Here is a 23087-nt window from a genome sequence, read left to right on the forward strand (position 1 = left end):
CGTCATTGTTCTTCGCGAGCAAGCTCGTTCCCACAGGTTCTGTGTCTGACACCTGAAACCCTGTGGGAGCGAGCCTGCTCGCGAAGGGGCCCGACAGATGACCTGGCCAAAGAAAAGCCCGCAGAGGATCACTCCTCAGCGGGCTTTTTCATTCCATCGGCGATCAAGGCGCGAACGGCATGACACGCTTGTGATGGGTCTTGTTGTAGGTCGCGACGATGATATCGAACGCTTCCTGGCGCACCGGCTCGCCGTGCAGGAACGCGTCGATCTCGGCGTAGGTCACGCCATGGGACGCTTCGTCCGGCTTGCCCGGTGACAGGTCTTCCAGATCCGCGGTCGGTACTTTCTCCACCAGCGACTCCGGCGCGCCGAAGCGGCGGGCGATCGCCCTGACCTGGTTTTTCACCAGGCCGCTGAGCGGCGCCAGATCACAGGCGCCGTCACCAAACTTGGTAAAGAAACCCATCACGGCTTCTGCCGCATGGTCGGTGCCGATCACCAGACCGTGCGCTGCGCCGGCGATGGTGTACTGGGCGACCATGCGCATCCGCGCCTTGGTGTTGCCGAGCACAAAGTCCACCGACACCGCGTGCTTGCCTTCAAACGCCGCGACTTCACTGGCCAGCGACTTGACCGCCGGGCCGATGTTGACGGTGTGGCGCTCGTCCGGGGCGATGAAATCCACCGAAGCTTGTGCGTCGTGCTCATCGAACTGGGTTTCGTACGGCAGGCGCACTGCGATGAACTTGTAGCTGTGGTCGCCGGTGCGCTCGCGCAGTTCGCGCATGGCGCGCTGGGCCAAGAGACCTGCGGTCAGCGAATCGACACCGCCACTGATGCCCAGCACCAGGGTCTTGAGACCGGAGTTGACCAGGCAGTCCTGGATGAAGGTGATGCGCCGGGCGATTTCCGCTTCGAGGGCCTGGTGGCCGGCGAATGGCGGTTGGACCTTGAGCTGTTCAGCAATCTCACGCTGTACGGCTTGCATGAATTCACTCCTTGCTAGATAGACTGGAAACGGCAGGAACCTGGAAAACGTGTCGCAAATAGGCGACAAAGTTGGGGTCTTTACAGTGAGTCTTGCCGGGCTCGTCGGAGATCTTCGCCACCGGCTGGCCGTTGCAGGCAGTCATTTTAAGCACGATGCTCATCGGTTCGACACCCGGAATGTCACAGGTCAGGTTGGTGCCGATGCCAAAGCTGACGTTGATCCGACCGTGCAGCGCGCGGAAGATCTCCAGCGACTTGGGCAGGCTCAGGCTGTCAGAGAACACCAACGTCTTGCTCATCGGGTCGATGCCGAGCTTGTGGTAGTGGGCGATGCATTTTTCGCCCCATTGCACCGGATCCCCGGAATCGTGGCGCAGGCCGTCGAAGAGCTTGGCGAAGAACAGGTCGAAATCGCCGAGGAAGGCATCGGTGGTGATGCAGTCGGTGAGGGCGATCCCCAGCAAGCCACGGTATTCCCGTACCCAACAATCGAGGGCGGCGATCTGGCTGTCGATCAGCCGTGGGCCGAGTTGCTGGTGGGCCATGATCCACTCGTGGGCCATGGTGCCCAGCGGTTTCATGTCCAGTTCTCGGGACAGATGCACGTTGCTGGTGCCGACGAAGCGCCCTGGGAAATCGTGCTTGAGCACGTTCACCACTTCTTCCTGCACGCGATACGAAAAGCGCCGGCGGGTGCCGAAATCGGCGACCTGCAACTGCGCCAGTTCATCGGCCGAGGCGTTGGCGCTGAGCCAGTCGAACTTGCGATACAGCTGTTCACGCGCCTGCACCAGTTCAATTTCCCGGTAGCGATAGCGGTTGCGCACTTCGCTGACGATCGCCAGCAGCGGCACTTCGTACAGAATCACATGCAGCCACGGGCCACGCAGACGGATGAACAGTTCGCCGTTTTCGATGCCGGTGTGCAGGTAGCGCAGGTTGAAACGGAACAGCCCGAGAAACCGCAGAAAATCCGGTTTGAGGAAGCTGATGCGCTCGAGAAAACTCAACTGGTCGGCGCTCAGGCTCAGGTCGGCCAGACGCTCGATCTGATAGCGGATCTCGGCCAGATACGGCCGCAGGTCCTCGCTGTTGCGGCAACGGAACTCCCATTCGACTTCGACGTTGGGGTAGTTGTGCAGCACCGCCTGCATCATCGTCAGTTTGTAGAAGTCGGTGTCGAGCAGGTTCTGCACGATGCGATCGGCAAACACACTCTCGCTCATAAACGGGGTCTCCTGGTGCACCGCGCATGGCGCGGTATCAAACAATGGTGCTAGTGGCGCATATCAGCGGTGGGGATTGCCAGCGCTTTTTTGCTTTCAGGTGAAAGATCCTCTGACGCCATACACCCTAGCCCACAGAACTTGGCTATTTTCGGTTGCGCCTCAAGCGCGGCTTGAATGACTTGCTCAAGTTGTTCCCCGCTTTTTAAATAATCGGCCAATAGAGAGTGTTTGGATATTAGATGGATTTCAACTGCTTTGATCAAGGCAGCTCTGAGCATTTCTTGGGTGACTATTTTATACATGAATCACACCTCCTTTGAAGGTGATCTGTTCCAGTGTGTCGACGCCGAGTAATGTCCTTCGGTTTTTTTCAATCGTGACAGTTCGAAAAAAAGCATTGCTCTTTAAATTTTATGTTTCAGTGGTAATTAGGTTTTTTCGGCAAAGCCATTATTTATTCTAATGGCTTTGTATTTTTTTGAACTAAGTTTGAATAGGCTGTTTGCTGATGTTTGAGGACTGAGCGCACTCGCGATGAGGGCCGCGGTGCCTTGGCGGCCACGCTAAAGGATCAAGATCCAGATCAAGGAATTTGCTTGAATCGAAAACTGGAGTCTTGACGCCGGCACGGCGTTGTTCGTCGTAGTCGCGCAAAACACGCATGCTGATTTTGAAGAGCAGGAACATGGCGACCAGGTTGACGAGCGCCAGCAGCGTCATGGTGATGTCTGCGAAAGCCAGAACAGTGGACAGATCTTCGACAGCCCCCCAGAACACTAATATCAACACCAGCGCACGATAGAAAAACAGCGTTTTTCGTGGTTCAGCAAATATGAACCGCAAGCTGTTTTCTCCCAAGTAATAGTTGTACAACATTGCGGTAAAGACGAATAACGCAAGCACTACGCTGATAAACATCCGCCCCCATTCCCCGACGACGGCTGCCAGCGAGTTTTGCGCCAGAGCAATCCCGTCACCTTCAAACCCCGGTGTGTAGAAACCTGAAAGCAAAATCAATAACGCTGTACAGGTACAGATGACGAATGTATCGATGAAAACACTCAGCGCTTGTACGGCGCCTTGTGCAACCGGGTGTTCGATCTTCGCTACCGAGGCGACATTGGGAGCACTGCCGAGTCCTGCCTCGTTGGAGAAAACGCCTCGTCTGACACCCATGATGATTGCACTGCCAACCATTCCCCCAAACGCCTGATCCAGACCAAACGCGCTTTTGATAATGGTCATCAGCATGGCCGGTACCTGATCGAACTGCAGAGCGATCACATAGGTAGTGACGCCGACGTAGGCGAGAACCTTCAGTGGAACCAGAAGATCGGCTACCGCAGCTATGCGTTTTATTCCGCCGACGAAGACAGCTCCCAACATCAATGAAAGTACGAGCCCCGAGTACGTAGGCGACAAGCCAAATGCATCGTTTAGTGAGTGTGATACCGCATGGGATTCGAGACCATTGATTGCAAAACCGAAGGTCACCAGCAATAACACTGCCGAGATCATCCCGAGCCAGCGCTTGTCCAGACCGTGCTGGATGTACCAGGACGGGCCTCCGCGATACAGGCCTTTGCCATCGCTGCGCTTATACAGTTGCCCTAACGTACACTCGAAGAAGCTGCTCGACATGCCTAGAAGAGCGGTCATCCACATCCAGAATACTGCGCCGGGCCCGCCCATGCTCACTGCAATCCCGACGCCAACTATATTGCCAGTACCGACACGGCCGGCAAGGCTGAGCGTCAATGCCTGAAATGAACTCAAATGATGGCTGCTAGCGCGCCAGCTGCCGTGTAGAACGCCGAACATATGGGGGAAATATATGAACTGGACAAATTTCGACCGGATGGTGAAGTAGCCTCCCAGTCCTAGAACTAAAGGTATCAATACCTTGCCCGACAGAAAGTCGTTGATGATGTCTAGCATTCAAAGCTCCTTGCTATTTAGAGTGCTGGCGTATTAATGGTGTCTGCGTTTCAGGAGTCGTAATATCCAGCCATATTTCATCCGATGCAATTTCGCAAGTTGCTTAAATGTGATGCGAGTTGCTGCTATGGTTGCCGCCTCTTGATTTCTGTTGGGTCATTGTATGTGTGAATTTCTTCCGGCTAACTTGAAGCTGCTGTGTGGTCACTACCGATCTGTCGCAGAAGTTTGTAGGAAACTTCGAATTAATCGTGGGCAATTCAATAAGTATCTTTGTGGGAAAAGCGTTCCAACATCTTTCAATCTCAAACGCATTTGTGATTTTTTTGGCGTGGAAGAGTTTGAGATAGGTTTGCCGCCGGAGAAATTTATTGCCCTGATTGGCGATAAGGCTAATAAGAATCAGGCCTCGGGAGCAGCGGTGGCATCACGGATAATGCATGAACACCTTCGTCAACAGTCTTCACCTGAACTGAAAACCCATGTCGGCTACTACTATGAGTATTACCATGCTATGACCGAACCTGGCTCCATCCTGTGTTCGCTTGTGCACGTGCGGGAGGAGGGTGATGACATTGTTTACGAGCGAAACGAGCGCTTACAGATTGCCGGGGCGGGAGGGGATTTTGAACGGTATCAATATCTGGGTATTGCTTATTACCTGCGCGATCGCCTGTTTTTTGTCGATTATGAATCGCTGACTTCAAACGAGATCAGCCAAACCATTCTCATCCCGAGTTTCAAAAGCTGTATCACGCGGCTCAATGGTTTGAAACTGGGGGTTTCTGCTGCTGATCACCGTGCTCCCTCTTGTTCAAGGGTCGTTTGGGAGTTTCTTGGGCGCGATATCAATCGGGTCGATGCTTATCGGCGCGTTCGGCTGTACAAGCCGGATGATTGCGCTATAGACGCCGATTTGCGTGCACGTCTCGCTCAAGCCCAGGTTGTGGATAGCTTGTTTGTGATCGCCTGACGAATTCCCTGGAGTTGCCGAAGGGAAATCAGTCGTCGACGGGGCTATTGATCTGCTCCAGCATCCACTTCACAAAATCGCGCACCTTCGGCACTTCCGCCGCATGTTCCGGGTAGGCCAGGTAATAGGCGTCGGAACTGGGCATCGCATGCTGCCAGGGAATGACCAGTTTGCCGTCGGCCAATTCCTCTTCCACCAGAAAGCGTGGCAACAGCGCCACGCCGCAGCCGACCTGGGCGGCGCGGATGCACATATAAAAGGTTTCGAAACGCGGCCCGTGGTAGCTGTGTTCGGTGTGGTAACCCTGACTGTCGAACCAGTCGTGCCACGCTTGTGGGCGCGAGGCGTTTTGCAGCAACACCAGATCGGTCAGCTGCGTCGGGTCGGTGAATGGCTGATCCGGCAGGCTGCCCGGCGCACAGACCGGCACCAGCTCTTCGCCGAACAGCTTCAGGCACTCGGTGCCGGGGCGTGAACCCTGGCCGAAATAGAACGCCAGATCGCTGCGCCCTTGCAGCAAATCATCCGCCTCCTGCTCGTTGCACAGATCCAGATGGATCGACGGATGGCGCAGACGCCAGCCTTTCAGGCGCGGTACCAGCCAGCGGGCGCCGAAGGTCGAGGGCGTAGAGACGCGCAGGACTTCGGTCTCGCCGCCGTAGGAACGCAGGTAATGCGTCGACATTTCCACTTGGGTGAGGATTTTTCGGACTTCCACCAGGTACAAGTCCCCGGCCGGGGTCATTTGCAGGCGACGACGCACTCGCCGGAACAACAAGTGCTGCAACAATTCCTCAAGCTGCGCCACTTGCTTGCTGACAGCGCTCTGGGTCAGGTTCAGTTCCTCGGCGGCCCGGGTAAAACTCAGGTGCCGGGTCACGGCCTCGAAGCACTGCAATGCGGTGATCGACGGCAGGTGGCGTTTATTCAGCATGGGTGATCCCTTTTTCTTGTCTTTCTATGCGCAGCATGAATAAACGGAATGATATCTCGCGTAAAGGTCGTTTGTTGCCTCGTCGTACTGACGCTACAACTAAAGGCCTGCCCGGTCGTGAACATTCGGCCGCACCCATTCAGTTTTTCGCTTGAGGAGTGACCCATGGTTGCCGCATTGCTTGATCGTCTTGGCGTGAACCCGGCCCTGTACCAGAACGGCAAAGTGCCGGTGCATTCGCCCATTGACGGCAGCCGCATCGCCGCCGTGAACTGGGAAGGCCCGGCCGAAGTCGAGCAGCACATCAGTCGCGCAGATCATGCGTTCGAACAATGGCGCAAGGTGCCGGCCCCGCGTCGCGGCGAGCTGGTGCGCCAGTTCGGCGAAGTGTTGCGCGAGTACAAGGCTGACCTCGGCGAGCTGGTGTCGTGGGAGGCGGGCAAGATCACCCAGGAAGGTTTGGGTGAAGTGCAGGAGATGATCGACATCTGCGACTTCGCCGTCGGCCTGTCCCGTCAACTGTACGGCTTGACCATCGCCTCCGAGCGCCCGGGCCACCACATGCGTGAAACCTGGCATCCGCTGGGCGTGGTCGGCGTGATCAGTGCCTTCAACTTCCCGGTTGCGGTGTGGGCGTGGAACACCACGCTGGCGCTGGTCTGCGGTAACCCGGTGGTGTGGAAACCGTCGGAAAAGACCCCGCTGACCGCGCTGGCCTGCCAGGCGCTGTTCGATCGCGTGGTGAAGAATTTCACCGATGCTCCGGCGCATCTGTGCCAGGTGATCATCGGTGGTCGCGATGCCGGCGAGGCGCTGGTGGATGACCCGCGCGTTGCGCTGATCAGCGCCACCGGCAGCACCCGCATGGGCCGCGAAGTGGCGCCGAAAGTCGCCGCGCGTTTTGCCCGCAGCATCCTCGAACTGGGCGGCAACAACGCGATGATCCTCGGCCCGAGCGCCGATCTGGACATGGCCGTGCGCGCCATTCTGTTCAGTGCGGTCGGCACTGCCGGTCAGCGTTGCACCACCTTGCGCCGCTTGATTGCCCATGAGTCGGTGAAGGAAGAGATCGTCACCCGTCTCAAGGCCGCCTACGCGAAAGTGCGCATCGGCCATCCGCTGGAAGGCAATCTGGTCGGCCCGCTGATCGACAAGCACAGCTTTGAAAACATGCAGGACGCGCTGGAGCAGGCGTTGAGCGAGGGCGGCCGGGTGTTTGGCGGCAAGCGTCAACTTGAAGCGCAATTTCCCAACGCCTACTACGTGTCGCCGGCGATCGTTGAAATGCCGGAGCAGAGCGATGTGGTCTGCAGCGAAACCTTTGCGCCGATCCTCTACGTGGTCGGTTACAGCGACTTCCAGGAAGCGCTGCGCCTGAACAACGCAGTGCCACAAGGCCTGTCGTCGTGCATCTTCACCACTGACGTGCGCGAGGCCGAGCAGTTCATGTCGGCGGTCGGCAGCGACTGCGGCATCGCCAACGTCAACATCGGCCCGAGCGGCGCGGAAATCGGCGGGGCGTTTGGTGGCGAGAAAGAGACCGGCGGTGGTCGCGAGTCGGGCTCAGACGCCTGGCGCGCGTACATGCGCCGCCAGACCAACACCGTGAACTACTCGCTGGAGTTGCCGCTGGCGCAGGGCATTACCTTCGACTGACAGATGGATCCCCCCCCTGTGGGAGCGAGCCTGCTCGCGAAAGCGCTGGGTCAGACGACATCGATGTTGGCTGATATACCGCTTTCGCGGGCAAGCCCGCTCCCACAGGGTATGCAGTGTTTGGCAGGTTTCTGTTGGAGTCTGGCAATGCCGTTACGCGAAGAATGTCTGTGGGAAAAACTCACGCCGCAACGCCCGGATAACACCGCGCTGCGCGGCGAAGTCAAAGTCGATGTCTGCGTGATCGGCGCCGGGTTTACCGGGTTGTCGGCGGCGCTGCATCTGTTGGAAAAAGGCAAGCGCGTCTGCGTGCTGGAAGCGCATCGCGCCGGGCACGGCGGTTCCGGACGCAACGTCGGGCTGGTCAACGCGGGGATGTGGATCCCGCCGGACGAGATCGAGGCCGGGTTTGGCGAGGCCGTTGGCAGCCAGCTCAACCGCATGCTCGGAGCGGCGCCGGCGCTGGTGTTCAGCCTTGTGGATAAATACCACATCGATTGCCAGTTGCGCCGCGAAGGCACCCTGCACATGGCGCACAACGCCAAGGGCGAGGCGGATCTGCGCAGTCGCGAGCAGCAATGGAAACGCCGCGGCGCTCCGGTCGAACTGCTGACTGGCAAGGCCTGCGAGCAGGCCACTGGCACGCAAAAAATCGCTGCTGCACTGCTCGACCGCCGCGCGGGCACCCTCAACCCGATGGCCTATGTCACCGGGCTGGCCAATGCGGTGAAAGGCCTGGGCGGGCAGATGTTCGATCACTCGCCCGTCACCCGCCTCGAGCGCCAGGGCCAGCAATGGTCGGTGCAAACCGAGCAGGGCTCAGTGCTTGCCGAACAAGTGGTCATTGCCTCCAACGCCTACACCGAAGGCGACTGGACCGAACTCAAGCGCAATTTCTTCCCCGGTTATTACTATCAGGTCGCTTCGGTGCCGCTGACCGAAGACGCGGCCCAGGAAATTCTCCCGGGCGGGCAGGGCTCGTGGGACACGCGGCAGGTGCTGAGCAGTATTCGCCGCGACAAGGACGGCCGGCTGTTGCTGGGCAGTCTGGGCAACGGCAATCAGAAACCCACCTGGTTTCTCAAGGCCTGGGCTGACCGGGTACAGCAACATTACTTCCCCAACCTGAAACCGGTGGAGTGGGAGTGCACCTGGACCGGGCGCATCGCCTTCACGCCCGATCACCTGATGCGCCTGTTCGAGCCGGCGCCCGGCCTGGTCGCCGTCACCGGTTACAACGGTCGCGGCGTGACCACTGGCACCGTGGTCGGCAAGGCCTTCGCCGATTACCTGTGCCACGGCAATCCTCAAGCCCTTCCGATCCCCTTCGCACCGATGCAGCCCTTGGCCGGTGTCGGCTTGCGCAGTTGCCTGTACGAGGCCGGGTTCTCGCTGTATCACGCGGGCCAGTGCCTGCGCATCGTCATTTGAGTGTTGAAATATGTTGCCGGAAGCGGCGCTTTCCGACGCAACGACTAGCCTGTAATGGTGCGGGTTGTAGCAGTCCCGCACCAGCAGTGTGCAGTTCGGTGACGCGAGCTGTTACAGGCTGGTTGCACGTCGTTTGGTGCCGCGGTTGCAATGATGGCGCAAGCGGGTTGCGCCCAAGATTCAAAAAGGTTTCACCTTCCGCGGTTTAGACGGTTGCACGCCCAATGAAAATGGGAACGAAACAGTCGAAATAACAAGAAAGCAGCGACTTTTTGAAGAATAAAAAACCGATGGCACGGCGCTTGCTCAGAGCATTCAGTGAAGTGAAGTCGCAGTGCCAACTAAAAAAAACCTTGGAGCACCACCTCATGTCCCAGACGTTTTACAAGAAAGGCTTTCTGGCCCTCGCAGTCGCAACTGCGCTGGGTGTTTCTGCGTTTGCTCAAGCTGATGTGAAAATCGGTGTAGCGGGTCCAATGACTGGCGCCAACGCGGCATTTGGCGAGCAGTACATGAAGGGTGCACAGGCAGCGGCGGACGCGGTCAACGCGGCGGGCGGCGTCAACGGCGAGAAAATCGTACTGGTCAAGGGTGATGACGCCTGCGAACCGAAACAGGCGGTGACGGTCGCCAAGGACCTGGTCAACCAGAAGGTTGCCGGTGTGGTCGGTCACTTCTGCTCTTCCTCCACCATTCCAGCCTCGGAAATCTACGACGAAGCCGGCGTCATCGCGATCACCCCGGGTTCCACCAACCCGCAAGTGACCGAGCGCGGCCTGAGCGCCATGTTCCGTATGTGCGGGCGTGACGACCAGCAAGGCATCGTGGCTGGCGACTACATCGTCGACGTGCTCAAGGGCAAGAAAGTCGCGGTGATCCACGACAAGGACACCTATGGTCAAGGTCTGGCCGATGCGACCAAGGCGCAGCTGATCAAGCGCGGCGTGACCCCGGTGATCTACGAAGGCCTGACCCGTGGCGAGAAAGACTTCAGCGCCCTGGTTACCAAGATCCGCGCTGCGGGCGCCGATGTCGTGTACTTCGGCGGCCTGCACCCGGAAGCCGGTCCACTGGTCAAGCAACTGCGCACCGAAGGCCTGAAAGACGTGAAGTTCATGTCTGACGACGGCATCGTCACCGACGAACTGGTGACCACTGCCGGTGGCCCGCAATACGTCGATGGCGTGCTGATGACCTTCGGCGCCGACCCGCGCCTGCTGCCGGAAAGCAAGGCGGTGGTCGAGCAGTTCCGCAAGGCTGGCACCGAGCCTGAAGGCTACACCCTGTACGCCTATGCCTCGATCCAGACCTTGGCCGCCGGTTTCAATGGCGCCAAGTCCAACAGTGGCGAGAAAGCCGCCGAGTGGCTGAAAGCCAACCCGGTGAAAACCGTCATGGGCGAGAAAGCCTGGGACAAGAAGGGCGACCTGAAAGTGTCCGACTACGTGGTTTACCAGTGGGACGCGAGCGGCAAATACCATCAGCTGGAAAAACAGAAGTAAGGGCTGACGCGATCAACTGAACAGCCATTGCTCCATGTGGGAGCGAGCCTGCTCGCGAAGACGGAATGACTGCCAACACATGTGTTGAATGTTCAACCGCTTTCGCGAGCAGGCTCGCTCCCACAGCGGACAGAGGCGGTTTGACTGATCGTGTCTGCATTGCTCCGACGTAAATCTGTATTTTTCCTAGAAGAGCCGCCCGCCCACCGGTGGGCAGGTTCTCATTGCGTGAGATTGCGTTATGGATGGTATTTTCCTGCAGCAACTGGTCAACGGCCTGACCCTCGGGTCGGTCTATGGCCTGATCGCCATCGGCTACACAATGGTCTACGGCATCATCGGCATGATCAACTTCGCCCACGGCGAGGTTTACATGATTTCTGCTTACCTGGCGGCAATCAGTCTGGCTCTGCTGGCTTACTTCGGTATCGAATCCTTCCCGCTGTTGATGCTCGGCACGCTGGTCTTCACCATCGTCGTCACTGGCGTTTATGGCTGGGTGATCGAACGCGTCGCCTACAAACCTCTGCGCAACTCCACCCGACTGGCACCACTGATCAGCGCCATCGGGATCTCCCTGATCCTGCAAAACTATGCCCAGATCAGCCAGGGCGCCCGTCAACAGGGTGTTCCAACGCTGCTCACCGGTGCCTGGCGCATCGACGTCGGCACAGGCTTCGTCCAGCTCACCTACACCAAGGTGTTCATTCTCGTCGCCGCGTTCGTCGGCATGGGCCTGCTGACCTACGTGATCAAGTACACCAAGCTCGGCCGCATGTGCCGCGCCACCCAGCAAGACCGCAAGATGGCCTCGATCCTGGGGATCAACACCGACCGGGTGATTTCCTACGTGTTCATCATCGGTGCAGCGATGGCGGCCCTGGCCGGCGTGCTGATCACCATGAACTACGGCACGTTCGACTTCTACGCAGGCTTTGTCATCGGCATCAAGGCGTTCACTGCCGCAGTGCTTGGCGGGATCGGCTCACTGCCCGGCGCGATGCTTGGCGGGATCATCCTTGGCATCTCCGAGTCGCTGTTCTCGGGCCTGGTCAACTCCGACTACAAAGACGTGTTCAGCTTCTCGCTGCTCGTACTTGTTCTGGTCTTCCGGCCGCAGGGCCTGTTGGGCCGTCCTCTTGTGTCGAAGGTGTAAGCGATGTCTTCAACCACTCAAAAAAACATCGATATCAAAAAAAGCCTGGTTGAGGCGATTCTTGCCGGCCTCATTGCCCTGATCGTCTTTGGCCCGATTGTCGGCGTGGTGCTCGAGGGTTACAGCTTCAACCTCCAACCGACCCGCGTGGCCTGGATCATCGGCATTGTCATGATTGGCCGCTTTGTCCTCAGCCTGTTCCTGCAAACGCCCAGAGGCCTGAAGATTCTCGACGGATTCGAGAGCACCGGTTCCGGTGTGCATGTGCTGCCTGCCGATCACAAGTCCTCGCTGCGCTGGATTATCCCGTTACTGATTGTGCTTGCGGTCATCGTGCCGTTTGTTTCCAACTCCTATCTGTTGGGCGTGGTCATCCTCGGGCTGATCTACGTGCTGCTGGGGCTGGGGCTCAATATCGTGGTCGGCCTCGCTGGTCTGCTCGACCTCGGTTATGTGGCGTTCTACGCCATCGGTGCCTACGGTCTGGCGCTGGGTTATCAATACCTCGGGCTGGGCTTCTGGACCGTGCTGCCACTGGCGGCGATCACCGCAGGTCTTGCCGGCTGCATCCTCGGTTTCCCGGTGTTGCGTCTTCACGGTGACTATCTGGCGATCGTGACCCTGGGCTTCGGTGAAATCATTCGCCTGATCCTCAACAACTGGCTGTCGCTCACCGGTGGCCCGAACGGCATGCCGGCGCCGCTGCCGACGTTCTTTGGTCTGGAGTTCGGCAAGCGGGCGAAGGATGGCGGGGTGCCGTTTCACGAGTTCTTCGGCATCGCCTACAACCCGGACGTGAAGTATTACTTCATTTACGCGGTGTTGTTCCTGGTGGTGCTGGCCGTGCTGTACATCAAGCATCGTCTGGTGAAGATGCCGGTAGGCCGCGCCTGGGAAGCTTTGCGTGAAGACGAAATCGCCTGTCGCTCGATGGGCCTCAATCACGTGCTGGTCAAACTCTCGGCGTTCACTATCGGAGCATCGACAGCCGGTCTGGCCGGGGTGTTCTTCGCCACCTATCAAGGCTTCGTCAACCCGACCTCGTTCACCTTCTTCGAATCGGCGCTGATCCTCGCCATCGTCGTGCTCGGCGGTATGGGTTCGACCATCGGCGTGGTGATCGCGGCGTTCGTGCTGACCGTTGCCCCGGAACTGCTGCGCGGCTTCGCTGAATACCGCGTGCTGCTGTTCGGCATCCTGATGGTGTTGATGATGATCTGGCGACCACGAGGGCTGATCCGCATCAGCCGTACCGGGGTCACTCCACGCAAAGGTGCCATTCACTATGAGAGGACTGCGCCATGAGTGAAGTCGTACTCTCTGTGGAAAAACTGATGATGCACTTCGGTGGCATCAAGGCCCTGAGCGATGTCAGCCTCAAGGTCAAACGCAACTCGATCTTCGCCCTGATCGGCCCCAACGGCGCAGGCAAGACCACCGTGTTCAACTGCCTGACCGGCTTCTACAAGGCCTCTGGCGGCAAGATCGAACTCAACGTGCGCGGCCAGCAGACCAACGTCATCAAACTGTTGGGCGAGTCGTTCAAACCGACCGATTTCGTTTCGCCGAAATCCTTCCTCAGTCGCCTGTACTACAAGATGTTCGGCGGTACGCACCTGGTGAACCGTGCTGGCCTGGCCCGGACGTTCCAGAACATTCGCCTGTTCAAGGAAATGTCGGTGCTGGAAAACCTGCTGGTGGCCCAGCACATGTGGGTCAACCGCAACATGCTGGCCGGCATCCTCAACACCAAGGGCTACCGCAAGGCCGAAAGCGACGCGCTGGATTGCGCGTTCTACTGGCTGGAAGTGGTCGATCTGGTGGACTGCGCCAACCGCCTGGCCGGCGAGCTGTCCTACGGCCAGCAACGCCGTCTGGAAATTGCCCGGGCCATGTGCACGCGACCGCAGATCATCTGCCTCGACGAACCGGCCGCCGGCCTCAACCCTCAGGAAACCGAAGCGCTGAGCGCGATGATCCGGCTGCTGCGCGACGAGCACGATCTGACCGTGGTGCTGATCGAACACGACATGGGCATGGTAATGAGCATTTCCGACCACATCGTGGTGCTGGACCACGGCGTTGTCATCGCCGAGGGCGGCCCCGAGCAAATCCGTCACGATCCGAAAGTGATTGCCGCCTACCTGGGCGCCGACGAAGAGGAACTGGTATGACCCGACCGATCCTCGAACTCAAAGACCTCGACGTGTTCTACGGTCCGATCCAGGCCCTCAAGGGCGTGTCGCTGCAGATCAACGAAGGGGAAACCGTCAGCCTGATCGGTTCCAACGGCGCGGGTAAATCCACGCTGCTGATGTCGATCTTCGGCCAGCCACGGGCCGCGGGCGGGCAGATCCTTTATCAAGGCGTCGACATTACCCACAAGTCATCGCACTACATCGCCTCCAACGGCATTGCGCAGTCGCCGGAAGGGCGGCGGGTGTTCCCCGACATGACCGTCGAGGAAAACCTGCTGATGGGCACCATCCCGATTGGTGACAAGTATGCCAAGGAGGACATGCAGCGCATGTTCACGCTGTTCCCGCGGCTCGAAGAGCGCCGCACGCAGCGGGCGATGACCATGTCCGGCGGCGAGCAGCAGATGCTTGCCATTGCCCGGGCATTGATGAGTCGGCCAAAGCTGTTGCTGCTCGATGAGCCGAGCCTGGGCCTGGCGCCGATCGTGGTGAAGCAGATCTTCGCAACGCTGCGCGAACTGGCGAAAACCGGGATGACGATCTTTCTGGTTGAACAGAACGCCAACCATGCGTTGAAGCTGTCGGATCGCGCGTATGTGATGGTCAACGGCGAGATTCGCCTGACCGGTACCGGCAAGGAACTGCTGGTGAACGAGGAGGTGCGCAACGCCTATCTGGGCGGGCACTGACGCTTCTTGAGTTGTCCACAAGCCCCGCGACGAAAGTCCCGGGGCTTTTTTCATCTCAAACTCACCGCAAGTTCTGATCTTCGCCATTTTTCAGAATTGTGGAAAACAAATTCCCGAAGCTGCCAAAGCGCGACATATAGACGCTGCAAATGGCTGTTTTTCCACAGTTTTGACTTGTCCCCGTTTGCTGTGGAGCTGGCTGTGAATAACGTGGGAGTAGCTGGCTGCAGCCCTTTTGAAACGTGGCTTGCAGGGCGGTGAGTGTTTTTTGATCAGGCGTTTTTACTGGAGCTGAAGCCGTCGTTGTCAACCTTTTTATACTCGCGACCAGACAGACGATTCCATGTGAGCAAGCCTGTGGATAAGTCTGTGACTAAACTCTGGAAAGACCGCGCTGAGGGCCGTAATTACTGGCCTCGCGCAATCACTGAGGTGACTGGTCGGTCGTGCAAAATGCCATGCCCGGCACAACTGCCGCTTCAGGGTCAAGCAAAAAACTTTCTATTTCCCGCGCAAAGCCTTGTGTGGCGTGGCTTTGCGCGTTTCCACTTGCCCCCGGAAACTGTGGAAGGGACTGTGGATAAGGTGCGCGCACATGGCTACAGGCCACGGTCGCTGTGGGGTTGGCAGGGTTGGTTGTTTTTTGTACAGCTTGTGGGTGTTGCCCGTGAAAGCGCGGGCGGGCATGCTGCCTGCTGATTTTCTATTCCAGGGGCTGCCCCGGCGGCCGAAGCAAGGAGAACACGATGTCCAACACCCTGTTTATCACCGGCGCGACGTCCGGATTTGGTGAAGCCTGTGCCCGCCGTTTTGCCGAGGCTGGCTGGAAACTGGTGCTGACCGGCCGTCGTGAAGAACGCCTCAGCGCTCTGTGCGCCGAGTTGTCGAAGCAGACCGAAGTGCATGGCCTGGTGCTTGATGTGCGTGATCGCAAGGCGATGGAAGAGGCGATCGCCAATCTGCCGCCATCCTTCGCCAAGCTGCGTGGCCTGATCAACAACGCCGGGCTGGCGCTGGGCGTCGATCCGGCGCCCAAGTGCGACCTCGACGACTGGGACACCATGGTCGACACCAACGTCAAAGGCCTGATGTACAGCACCCGTCTGCTGCTGCCGCGTCTGATCGCGCATGGTCGCGGTGCCGGCATCGTCAACCTCGGCTCCATCGCCGGTAACTATCCTTACCCGGGCAGCCACGTGTATGGCGCGACCAAGGCGTTCGTTAAACAGTTTTCGCTGAACCTGCGTTGCGACCTGCAAGGCACTGGCGTGCGCGTCAGCAACATCGAGCCGGGTCTGTGCGAAAGCGAGTTCTCGCTGGTGCGTTTTGCCGGTGACCAGGAGCGTTACAACGCCACTTACGCCGGGGCCGAGCCGATCCAGCCGCAGGACATCGCCGAGACCATCTTCTGGGTGATGAATGCGCCGGCGCACATCAATATCAACAGCCTCGAGCTGATGCCGGTGAGCCAGACCTGGGCCGGGTTTGCGATCGAGCGTAACAAGGCCTGAGACCGGGTTGAGTCCATTCGCGAGCAGGCTCGCTCCCACTTTGCAATGCATTCCTGTGTGGGAGCGAGCCTGCTCGCGAAGGGGGCAAATCAGCCAAAATAGGGCAATAAGGTAAACTCATCTCCGACAAACCCCACCGCGCCCCGCGGTTCAAGGGTTTTTAGAGGAGGCTACGTGAGTAACCGAGGTGAGCAGGCGCTGCTCAAACAATCGACCATCCTGATGTTCGCGGTGTCGATCGCCGGGATCGTCACCGGTTTTATTTCTGGTTCGCAATCCATCCTTTTCGATGGTTTTTTCTCGCTGATCGCCACCTTCATCAAAGTGCTGATGCTGATCACCGCCAGGCTGATCGCCAAAGAGAGCAATCATCGCTTCCAGTTCGGCTTCTGGCATCTGGAGCCGATGGTGTTGCTGATCGAGGGCAGCTTCCTGCTGTTGATCGCCATCTATGCGTTTCTCAACGGTGTGTTCGGCATCATCAACGGTGGCCGCGAGATCGAACTGGGGCTGGTGATCATTTATGCGGCGGTGTTCACCGTCGTTGAATTCGCCTACTTCTTCTACGTGCGTCGACGCAATCGCAAACTCAAGTCCAGCCTGATCCAGTTCGACAACATCAGTTGGCTGGTGGACGCGATGCTGTCGGTCGGCCTGTTGATCAGCTTTCTCGCGGCACTGTTGCTCAAGGCTCAGGGCTTTGAGGAGTGGGCGAAGTTTGTCGACCCGCTGATCCTGATCGTGCTGGCCCTGACCATGTTGCCACCGGCATTCAAGATCCTTGGCCCGGCGCTGCGCGATGTGCTGGGCATTGCCCCGGACACGCTGGATGACCAGGTGCGGCAGGTGATGGAGGCGGCGAAGGTCGAGCATGGTTTCGACGATTACGTGACCTACGTGCAGAAGCACGGGCGGGCGCGATTCATCGAGATTCATGTGGTGTTGCCGGCCGATTATGCGCTGAGCAGTGTGGGTCAGCTGGATGCGCTGCGTGAGGAGATTTCGGCGCAGTTGGGCGAGCCGGATGCGGCGCGATGGTTGACCATCAGCTTTACCGGCGACAAGAAATGGATTGCCTAGAGACCGTGTAATGGCTATTCGCGAGCAGGCTCGCTCCCACACTGGAATTGTGCCGGACACAATATTTGTGAACAGCACAGGTCAACTGTGGGAGCGAGCCTGCTCGCGATAGCTTTCTGTCAATCAACGCAGATAGTCGGCCAGCCCGCTGTAGCACGTCGCCAAGTGATAAGGCGTCGTCGACGGCATGTCCTTGCGGCTGACTTCACCCTGCTCATCCCGACACTCATGCCACCCGCCCGCATGCAGAAACCGCTTCTGCAGCGCTTGCAACTGGCACAGCACCGTAGCTTCGCTGCCCGGGCGCAATGTCAGTGCACGCAGGTATTCCGCCTGAGCCCAGATGCGCTGGGTCGAATCCTTCGGCCGTCCATCCAGTTGCAGATCGAGCATCGCCCGCACCGCACCTGAAGGCTGTTCAACGCCGAACTGTTCGGTGAAAGCGAATGCCCGGTCCAGCGCCGCGTGCAGTTTCGAGCCGCGCAGCAATGGCGACGATTCCAGCAGGAAATACCATTCGAACTGATGGCCCGGTTCGTACCAGTTATCCACAGCGCCCAGCGGTTTCTCCATCAGCACGTTGTCTTGCGGGTCGACGAAGTGTTTGTGCATGGCTGTGCATAACTCGACCAATGCTTGCTGCGTCTGCGCATCTTCGCGCACGGCGAGGGTGGCGAGGAATGCTTCGGCCAGGTGCATCAGCGGGTTTTGCAACGGGCCGGTTTGCAGGCTGCTCCAGTCGCGGTCCAGGCATGCTTCGTACAGGCCATCGCCGGTGGCAAAGCGTTGGGCGATAACTTCCAGTGCGGCGTTGAGCGTGGATTCCACCAGTGGCTCGCCGGACTTGGCCCAGTAATGTGCGCAGGCGAACAGGATGAAGGCGTGGGTGTAGAGGTCTTTGCGTTGATCCAGCGGCTGGCCCTGCGCATCGATGCTGTAGAACCAGCCACCGTGCTCGGCATCGTGGAAGTGCCGTTGCAGCGAGCGGAACAGTGCGGCGGCGCGCACATCGGCATTATCCACAACCCCGATCAGGCTGGAAAACAGATACAGTTGCCGTGCGCAGGCCATCGCTCGATAGCGTTGTGGCGGCAGCGGCTGGTGGGCGGCGTCCAGTGCTTCGTAGGGCAGCGCCATGTCGGCGTTCCAGCCCGGGCCTTGCCAGAGCGGCACGATCACGTTCAGAAAGTGCTGTTGCACGTCGCTGAACAGGGCGGTCAATTCAGGCAGGGAGGTGGAGCGGGAAGCATGGGGCATTGGCGGACGTCGTCACGGCTGGGGCGATTGCGCGACATGGTAGCAGAGCGGCGGCCTGATGAGACGCGGTGTCTGTCAGTCCGCCTTGGCGAGCAAGCCCGCTCCCCCAGTGGATTTGCAGCGTACACAAAACCTGTGAGAGCGGGCTTGCTTGCGAAGGGGCAGTTCAGGCGATAGAGATCAACCGGCCAGCAACCACGCGCCGGTCACTGCCGAAGCCGCACCCGCCAGTCGCACCAGCGGCGCGGCAGCCTGTGGGAGGACGCGAACAACCGCATAACCCGCCGCATGCAACGCCGCAGTCGCAGCCACGAAACCGGCGGCATACGCCCAAGGGCTGGTCATGTCCGGCAACTCCAGGCCATGCGCCACACCGTGGAACAACGCAAACAGCGCCGTCGCGGCCACCGCCATCACCAGCGGCGGACGCACGGCCAGCGCCACCGCCAGACCCAGCGCCAGCACGGACGCGGCGATCCCGCTTTCCAGCGCCGGCAGCTCCAGCCCTTCGAACCCGAGCATCCCGCCGATCAGCATAGTGCCGACAAACGTGCACGGCAGCGCCCAACGCGCGGCCCCTTGCTGCTGCGCCGCCCACAGGCCGACCGCGACCATCGCCAGCAAGTGGTCGAGGCCGCCGATCGGGTGGCTGATACCGGCGACCAGACCGCTGTCGCCGTGGCCCGGGTGGGCGAAGGCCAGTGCCGGGGTCAGCAGCAGCGCCACGGCGCCGAGAATGCGTTTGAGTGTCATGGATAAGCTTCCTTGTTGGTCAATAAGTCAGGCGGCGTTCAGCAGGCCCTGGCGCTCGATGAAGGCGATGATCTCGTCCAGGCCCTGGCCGGTCTTCTGGTTGCTGAAGACAAATGGCTTGCCGTTGCGCATGCGCTTGGTGTCGCTATCCATCATTTCCAGCGAAGCGCCGACCAGCGGTGCCAGGTCAATTTTGTTGATCACCAGCAGGTCCGACTTGCAGATACCGGGCCCACCTTTGCGCGGGAGTTTGTCACCGGCCGAGACGTCGATCACGTAGATGGTCAGGTCAGACAGTTCCGGGCTGAACGTTGCCGACAGGTTGTCGCCGCCGGACTCCACCAGAATCAGGTCCAGCCCCGGAAAGCGCCGGTTCAGTTGATCGACTGCTTCGAGGTTGATCGAGGCGTCTTCGCGAATCGCCGTGTGCGGGCAGCCACCGGTTTCCACGCCGATGATCCGTTCAGGTGCCAGCGCTTCGTTGCGCACCAGAAAATCGGCGTCTTCGCGGGTGTAGATGTCGTTGGTGACGACGGCCAGGTTGTAGCGTTCGCGCAACGCCAGGCACAGGGCCAGGGTCAATGCGGTCTTGCCGGAACCGACCGGACCGCCGATGCCGACGCGCAGGGGTTGTGTGTTCATGTGCTTCTCCAAGATGACAGGCCCTAGGAACGGAACAGGCGGCTGTACTGGCGCTCATGCGCCATGCACGCCAGGGACAGGCCAAACGCGGCGCTGCCCAGGTGTTCGGGATTGATGCGGGTGGCGTCCTGCTGCGCCTGTTGCAGCAGTGGCAGCAGTTCGCTGGTCAGGCGCTGGGCGGCTTGCTGGCCCAGCGGCAGGGTTTTCATCAAGACGGCGAGCTGGTTTTCCAGCCAGCTCCACAGCCACGCCGCGAGGGCGTCCTGCGGGCTGATGCCCCAGGCGCGAGCGGCGAGTGCCCAGCCGAGGGCCAGATGCGGCTCGGCGCATCGCTCGAGAAAGGTCCTGGCCGGTGCGTCGAGTTCCGGCAAACCGTTGAGCAATTGCTGCAACGAGTAACCCATCTGCCGGCTCTCCAGATGCAACTCGCGGGTCTCGCGGCTGGCGCGGTGGGTTTCGCAGATGCGCAGCAGTTCATCCCAGTTTTCCTCGGCCGCCGCCTGACAATGGGCGAGCAACAGCGGCGCTTCGAAACGGGCAAGGTTGAGCAGCAACTGATCGCTGATCCAGCGGCGGGCGCTGTCCGGGTTGTTCACGCGGCCGTTATCCACCGCCATTTCCAGGCCTTGCGAATAGCTGTAGCCGCCAATCGGCAATTGCGGACTGGCCAGGCGCAGCAGCGCCCAGGCCGGATTCACAGGCGTACGCCGAACTGATGGAGTTTGGGCGCGTAGTTGAAGTCTTCGTCGCCGTGCCGCGAATGGTGATGGCCACCGCCGTAGGCGCCGTGTTCTGGCTGGAACGGCGCTTCAATCGCCTCGACCTGCGCGCCGAGCTGTTCAAGCATGGCCTTGAGCACATAGTCGTCGAGCAGGCGCAGCCAGCCATCGTCCACTTGCAGCGCAACGTGGCGGTTACCAAGGTGATAGGCGGCGCGGGTCAGTTCAAAGGCATTGGCGCAGGTGACGTGCAGCAGTTGTTCGGGACGGGCGCAGACGCGAACGATGCGGCCGTCCTCGGCCTGCAGGCATTCGCCGTCATATAACGGCGGCTGACCGCGCTCCAGAAACAACCCGACGTCTTCGCCATCGGCACTGAAACAGCGCAGACGGCTTTTGCTACGCGCTTCGAAGGTCAGGTGCAACTCGGCGGACCAGACAGGTTGAGGGTCGATTCTGCGATGAATCACCAGCATCGGAAAGCTTCCAGCAATGGACTTGTAGGGAGGGCTAGAGCAAGGGGCTTGCCAACCGGACGAGATGTAGGAAATCCCTGTCGGAGCGTAGTGGATGTTTCAAGATGTTGCAGAATTTTGGAAGGTTTTGGTGCGTGAAGATTTTTACATGCACCAATTTATGGCGACCACGCAAAACAATGTAGGAGTGAGCCTGCTCGCGATAGCGATTTACCAGTCGGCAATCAATTAACTGGAAGACCGCTATCGCGAGCAGGCTCACTCCTACAGGGGATTTGTGGTGTATTGGGGAAGCGGGGATTACTCGGTGCTGCCCAGCCCTTGCCAGTGTTTGAGGCCGATAAAGATGAAGCGCAGTTGCTGGGTGATCTTCGCCTGCGGCGTCAGATGTTCCGGCAGGGCTTCGGCGGGCGGGTCGATGATGTCCGGCAGGGTGGCGAACACCGATTTGACGATCAGGTCGGCCATCACGCTCAGGCCGGCAGCGTCCAGATGTTGCAGCTTGGGCATCAGCGTCAGGTCGGCCGCGAGGTCGGCGCTGATGTTCTCGCGCAGACGGCCAATCGCCTGGCGCACCGGCAGCGAGCCCCCGTACTGCTCGCGAGCGAGAAAGAGGAATTGCGAGCGGTTGGCGCTGACCACGTCGAGAAAGATCCGCACCGAGGCATCGATGATGCCGCCCATGACGAATTCGTTGTGGCGCACCAGGCGGATGGTCTCGCGGAAGGTCTGGCCGACTTCACTGACCAACACCAGGCCCAGCTCGTCCATGTCGGCAAAGTGCCGATAGAAACCGGTGGGCACGATGCCGGCGGTCTTGGTCACTTCGCGCAGGCTCAGGCTGCCGAATCCTCGGCCGCTTTCCATCAAATGGCGGGCAGCGTCCATCAGGGCATTGCGGGTCTGTTGTTTCTGTTCGGCGCGGGGCAGCATCGCAATGGCGTTTTCTTGAGCGGGACAAGCGCCGCACTCTAGCAAATCGGCTTTGTCGGCGTCGAACGGCAGGGGAGCGTCAGCGAGGGGAAATACGGTTTTGCGATGGGCCGGGGCTTAAAAAGTCAAAAGCCCAATCGGCTGATTGGGCTTTTTTCCAGGCCGCCACGGGCTTAGCTCAAGGCGCTGTTGCGTTCGATCACGCGGTCACCACCGCCTTCGGCCAGCGTTTGACCTTGTGGGGTTTTGTCGTAGCCGTCGGAAGCCAGGGTCTGGCCTTGTGGGGTTTTGTCGTAGCCGTCGGAAGCCAGGGCCTGACCTTGTGGAGTCTTGTCATAGCCGTCTTGAACCAGACCTTTCTCTTCGAGGCGATCACGGCCACCTTCTGCTACAGCTTGACCTTGTGGAGTCTTGTCGTAGCCATCTTGTACCAGGCCTTTTTCTTCCAGGCGATTACGGCCGTTTTCAGCCAGGGTCTGACCTTGTGGAGTGCGGTCGCCACCGTCAGCAGCAACAGTCTGGCTGAACACCGAGTGGTTCGATTTCACTTGTGGGGTAGCCTGATCGGCAGCGGGCAGGGCGAAAGCAGTGCTGGCTAGCATCGACAGGGTGAGGCTGAGCAGTAATTGGCGTTTCATGATGGGTTGCTCCTTGGGAGGGCGATAAAGTGGGTACGAAGCCAATGCTACTCTCGATAAGTCGATATAAAAGTTCATAAACGCAATGGTAATAATCAACAGAATTGATTGTTCTGCCGAGGCGCTCTAGCTCGGGCGTTTGCGGACGGTGGTTTTGCACCGCAGTGGGTATTTTCGACTCACTCGCGCCTCGCAAATGTGCGGGTGGCGGTAACGCTGTTCGACCAATCGGTCAGCATTCGGGCGATTTTTTGCCCTGGAATCTATATTCCGATTAAACCTGCGCACTGTTTGTCAGTCGTAGATTTCATGAGGGCCGCTTTGGCCCGCCGTTTCAGCTGTGCGTCGCGAAGTCGGCGTGCGGTCGTCATCAGGAGTC

The 23087-nt window shown here is 59.3% G+C and carries 22 protein-coding genes; 10 read left to right on the forward strand and 12 right to left on the reverse strand.

All coding sequences use genetic code 11. The features are described 5' to 3' along the window. Window positions 1–163 precede the first annotated feature (163 nt). The 4 genes from nadE to AC1UK9_RS03025 all read right to left on the reverse strand — a co-directional run bounded on the left by nadE (window position 164) and on the right by AC1UK9_RS03025 (window position 4160). Entirely contained in the window at window positions 164–991 is an 828-nt protein-coding gene (gene nadE / locus AC1UK9_RS03010; RefSeq protein ID WP_424799991.1) for an ammonia-dependent NAD(+) synthetase, read from the reverse strand. A gap of 4 nt (window positions 992–995) precedes the next feature. Then, window positions 996–2219, reverse strand: a complete 1224-nt coding sequence (gene pncB, locus AC1UK9_RS03015) for a nicotinate phosphoribosyltransferase (RefSeq protein WP_025111835.1) — start codon at window positions 2217–2219, stop codon at window positions 996–998. 50 nt (window positions 2220–2269) lie between these two features. Then, window positions 2270–2524: a hypothetical protein gene (locus tag AC1UK9_RS03020; RefSeq protein ID WP_482579341.1), complete on the reverse strand. Its 255-nt coding sequence runs from the start codon at window positions 2522–2524 to the stop codon at window positions 2270–2272. Between the two features lie 181 nt (window positions 2525–2705). Then, complete coding sequence (locus AC1UK9_RS03025) at window positions 2706–4160, reverse strand: alanine/glycine:cation symporter family protein (RefSeq protein ID WP_482579343.1); 1455 nt, start codon at window positions 4158–4160, stop codon at window positions 2706–2708. Window positions 4161–4323: 163 nt separating this feature from the next. Between AC1UK9_RS03025 and AC1UK9_RS03030 the strand changes: the two genes are divergently transcribed. Continuing rightward, entirely contained in the window at window positions 4324–5133 is an 810-nt protein-coding gene (locus AC1UK9_RS03030) for a helix-turn-helix domain-containing protein (protein ID WP_482579345.1), read from the forward strand. A 28-nt stretch (window positions 5134–5161) separates the two neighbouring features. Here AC1UK9_RS03030 and AC1UK9_RS03035 read toward each other — a convergent pair whose 3' ends face one another. After that, complete coding sequence (locus AC1UK9_RS03035) at window positions 5162–6067, reverse strand: LysR family transcriptional regulator (RefSeq protein ID WP_473014326.1); 906 nt, start codon at window positions 6065–6067, stop codon at window positions 5162–5164. 165 nt (window positions 6068–6232) lie between these two features. Between AC1UK9_RS03035 and amaB the strand changes: the two genes are divergently transcribed. The 9 genes from amaB to AC1UK9_RS03080 all read left to right on the forward strand — a co-directional run bounded on the left by amaB (window position 6233) and on the right by AC1UK9_RS03080 (window position 17290). After that, the gene (gene amaB / locus AC1UK9_RS03040) at window positions 6233–7723 is read left to right on the forward strand and encodes an L-piperidine-6-carboxylate dehydrogenase (RefSeq protein ID WP_025111830.1); all 1491 of its coding nucleotides are present in this window, start codon (window positions 6233–6235) and stop codon (window positions 7721–7723) included. A 147-nt stretch (window positions 7724–7870) separates the two neighbouring features. Further along, on the forward strand, window positions 7871–9154 hold the full coding sequence (gene amaA / locus AC1UK9_RS03045) for an L-pipecolate oxidase (RefSeq protein ID WP_473014327.1): 1284 nt from the start codon (window positions 7871–7873) through the stop codon (window positions 9152–9154). 368 nt (window positions 9155–9522) lie between these two features. Continuing rightward, entirely contained in the window at window positions 9523–10656 is a 1134-nt protein-coding gene (locus AC1UK9_RS03050; RefSeq protein ID WP_025111828.1) for an ABC transporter substrate-binding protein, read from the forward strand. Window positions 10657–10897: 241 nt separating this feature from the next. Beyond that, a complete protein-coding gene (locus AC1UK9_RS03055) occupies window positions 10898–11812 on the forward strand; it encodes an ABC transporter permease subunit (protein WP_003221160.1) in 915 nt (304 codons plus the stop codon). Window positions 11813–11815: 3 nt separating this feature from the next. Then, on the forward strand, window positions 11816–13117 hold the full coding sequence (gene livM, locus AC1UK9_RS03060; protein ID WP_473014328.1) for a high-affinity branched-chain amino acid ABC transporter permease LivM: 1302 nt from the start codon (window positions 11816–11818) through the stop codon (window positions 13115–13117). Beyond that, on the forward strand, window positions 13114–13986 hold the full coding sequence (locus AC1UK9_RS03065; RefSeq protein ID WP_025111826.1) for an ABC transporter ATP-binding protein: 873 nt from the start codon (window positions 13114–13116) through the stop codon (window positions 13984–13986). Before livM ends, AC1UK9_RS03065 begins: the two co-directional genes overlap by 4 nt. Then, window positions 13983–14699 (forward strand): ABC transporter ATP-binding protein, encoded by a 717-nt coding sequence (locus AC1UK9_RS03070; RefSeq protein ID WP_025111825.1) that lies wholly within the window; start codon window positions 13983–13985, stop codon window positions 14697–14699. The genes AC1UK9_RS03065 and AC1UK9_RS03070 overlap by 4 nt, the downstream gene beginning before the upstream one ends. Before the next feature lie 746 nt (window positions 14700–15445). Beyond that, the gene (locus tag AC1UK9_RS03075) at window positions 15446–16210 is read left to right on the forward strand and encodes an SDR family oxidoreductase (RefSeq protein WP_473014329.1); all 765 of its coding nucleotides are present in this window, start codon (window positions 15446–15448) and stop codon (window positions 16208–16210) included. Between the two features lie 174 nt (window positions 16211–16384). Further along, window positions 16385–17290 (forward strand): cation diffusion facilitator family transporter, encoded by a 906-nt coding sequence (locus AC1UK9_RS03080; protein ID WP_482579350.1) that lies wholly within the window; start codon window positions 16385–16387, stop codon window positions 17288–17290. A 123-nt stretch (window positions 17291–17413) separates the two neighbouring features. Here the strand turns inward: AC1UK9_RS03080 and AC1UK9_RS03085 are convergent, their stop codons facing one another. The 7 genes from AC1UK9_RS03085 to AC1UK9_RS03115 form a co-directional block, all read right to left on the reverse strand. After that, the gene (locus AC1UK9_RS03085) at window positions 17414–18547 is read right to left on the reverse strand and encodes an AGE family epimerase/isomerase (protein WP_482579352.1); all 1134 of its coding nucleotides are present in this window, start codon (window positions 18545–18547) and stop codon (window positions 17414–17416) included. 180 nt (window positions 18548–18727) lie between these two features. Next, window positions 18728–19300 (reverse strand): HupE/UreJ family protein, encoded by a 573-nt coding sequence (locus AC1UK9_RS03090; protein ID WP_473014332.1) that lies wholly within the window; start codon window positions 19298–19300, stop codon window positions 18728–18730. A gap of 27 nt (window positions 19301–19327) precedes the next feature. After that, on the reverse strand, window positions 19328–19942 hold the full coding sequence (gene ureG, locus AC1UK9_RS03095) for an urease accessory protein UreG (protein ID WP_473014333.1): 615 nt from the start codon (window positions 19940–19942) through the stop codon (window positions 19328–19330). A gap of 23 nt (window positions 19943–19965) precedes the next feature. Continuing rightward, window positions 19966–20640, reverse strand: a complete 675-nt coding sequence (locus tag AC1UK9_RS03100) for an urease accessory protein UreF (protein WP_473014334.1) — start codon at window positions 20638–20640, stop codon at window positions 19966–19968. After that, entirely contained in the window at window positions 20637–21137 is a 501-nt protein-coding gene (ureE, locus tag AC1UK9_RS03105) for an urease accessory protein UreE (RefSeq protein ID WP_482579355.1), read from the reverse strand. The genes AC1UK9_RS03100 and ureE overlap by 4 nt, the downstream gene beginning before the upstream one ends. 300 nt (window positions 21138–21437) lie before the next feature. Next, window positions 21438–22070, reverse strand: coding sequence for a TetR family transcriptional regulator (locus tag AC1UK9_RS03110; RefSeq protein WP_025111817.1), 633 nt, complete (start codon window positions 22068–22070; stop codon window positions 21438–21440). Between the two features lie 173 nt (window positions 22071–22243). Continuing rightward, a complete protein-coding gene (locus AC1UK9_RS03115; protein ID WP_482579357.1) occupies window positions 22244–22708 on the reverse strand; it encodes a hypothetical protein in 465 nt (154 codons plus the stop codon). Between the last annotated feature and the right edge of the window lie 379 nt (window positions 22709–23087).

It is taken from the genome of Pseudomonas sp. AK-TSAG1-1 (assembly GCF_056821665.1).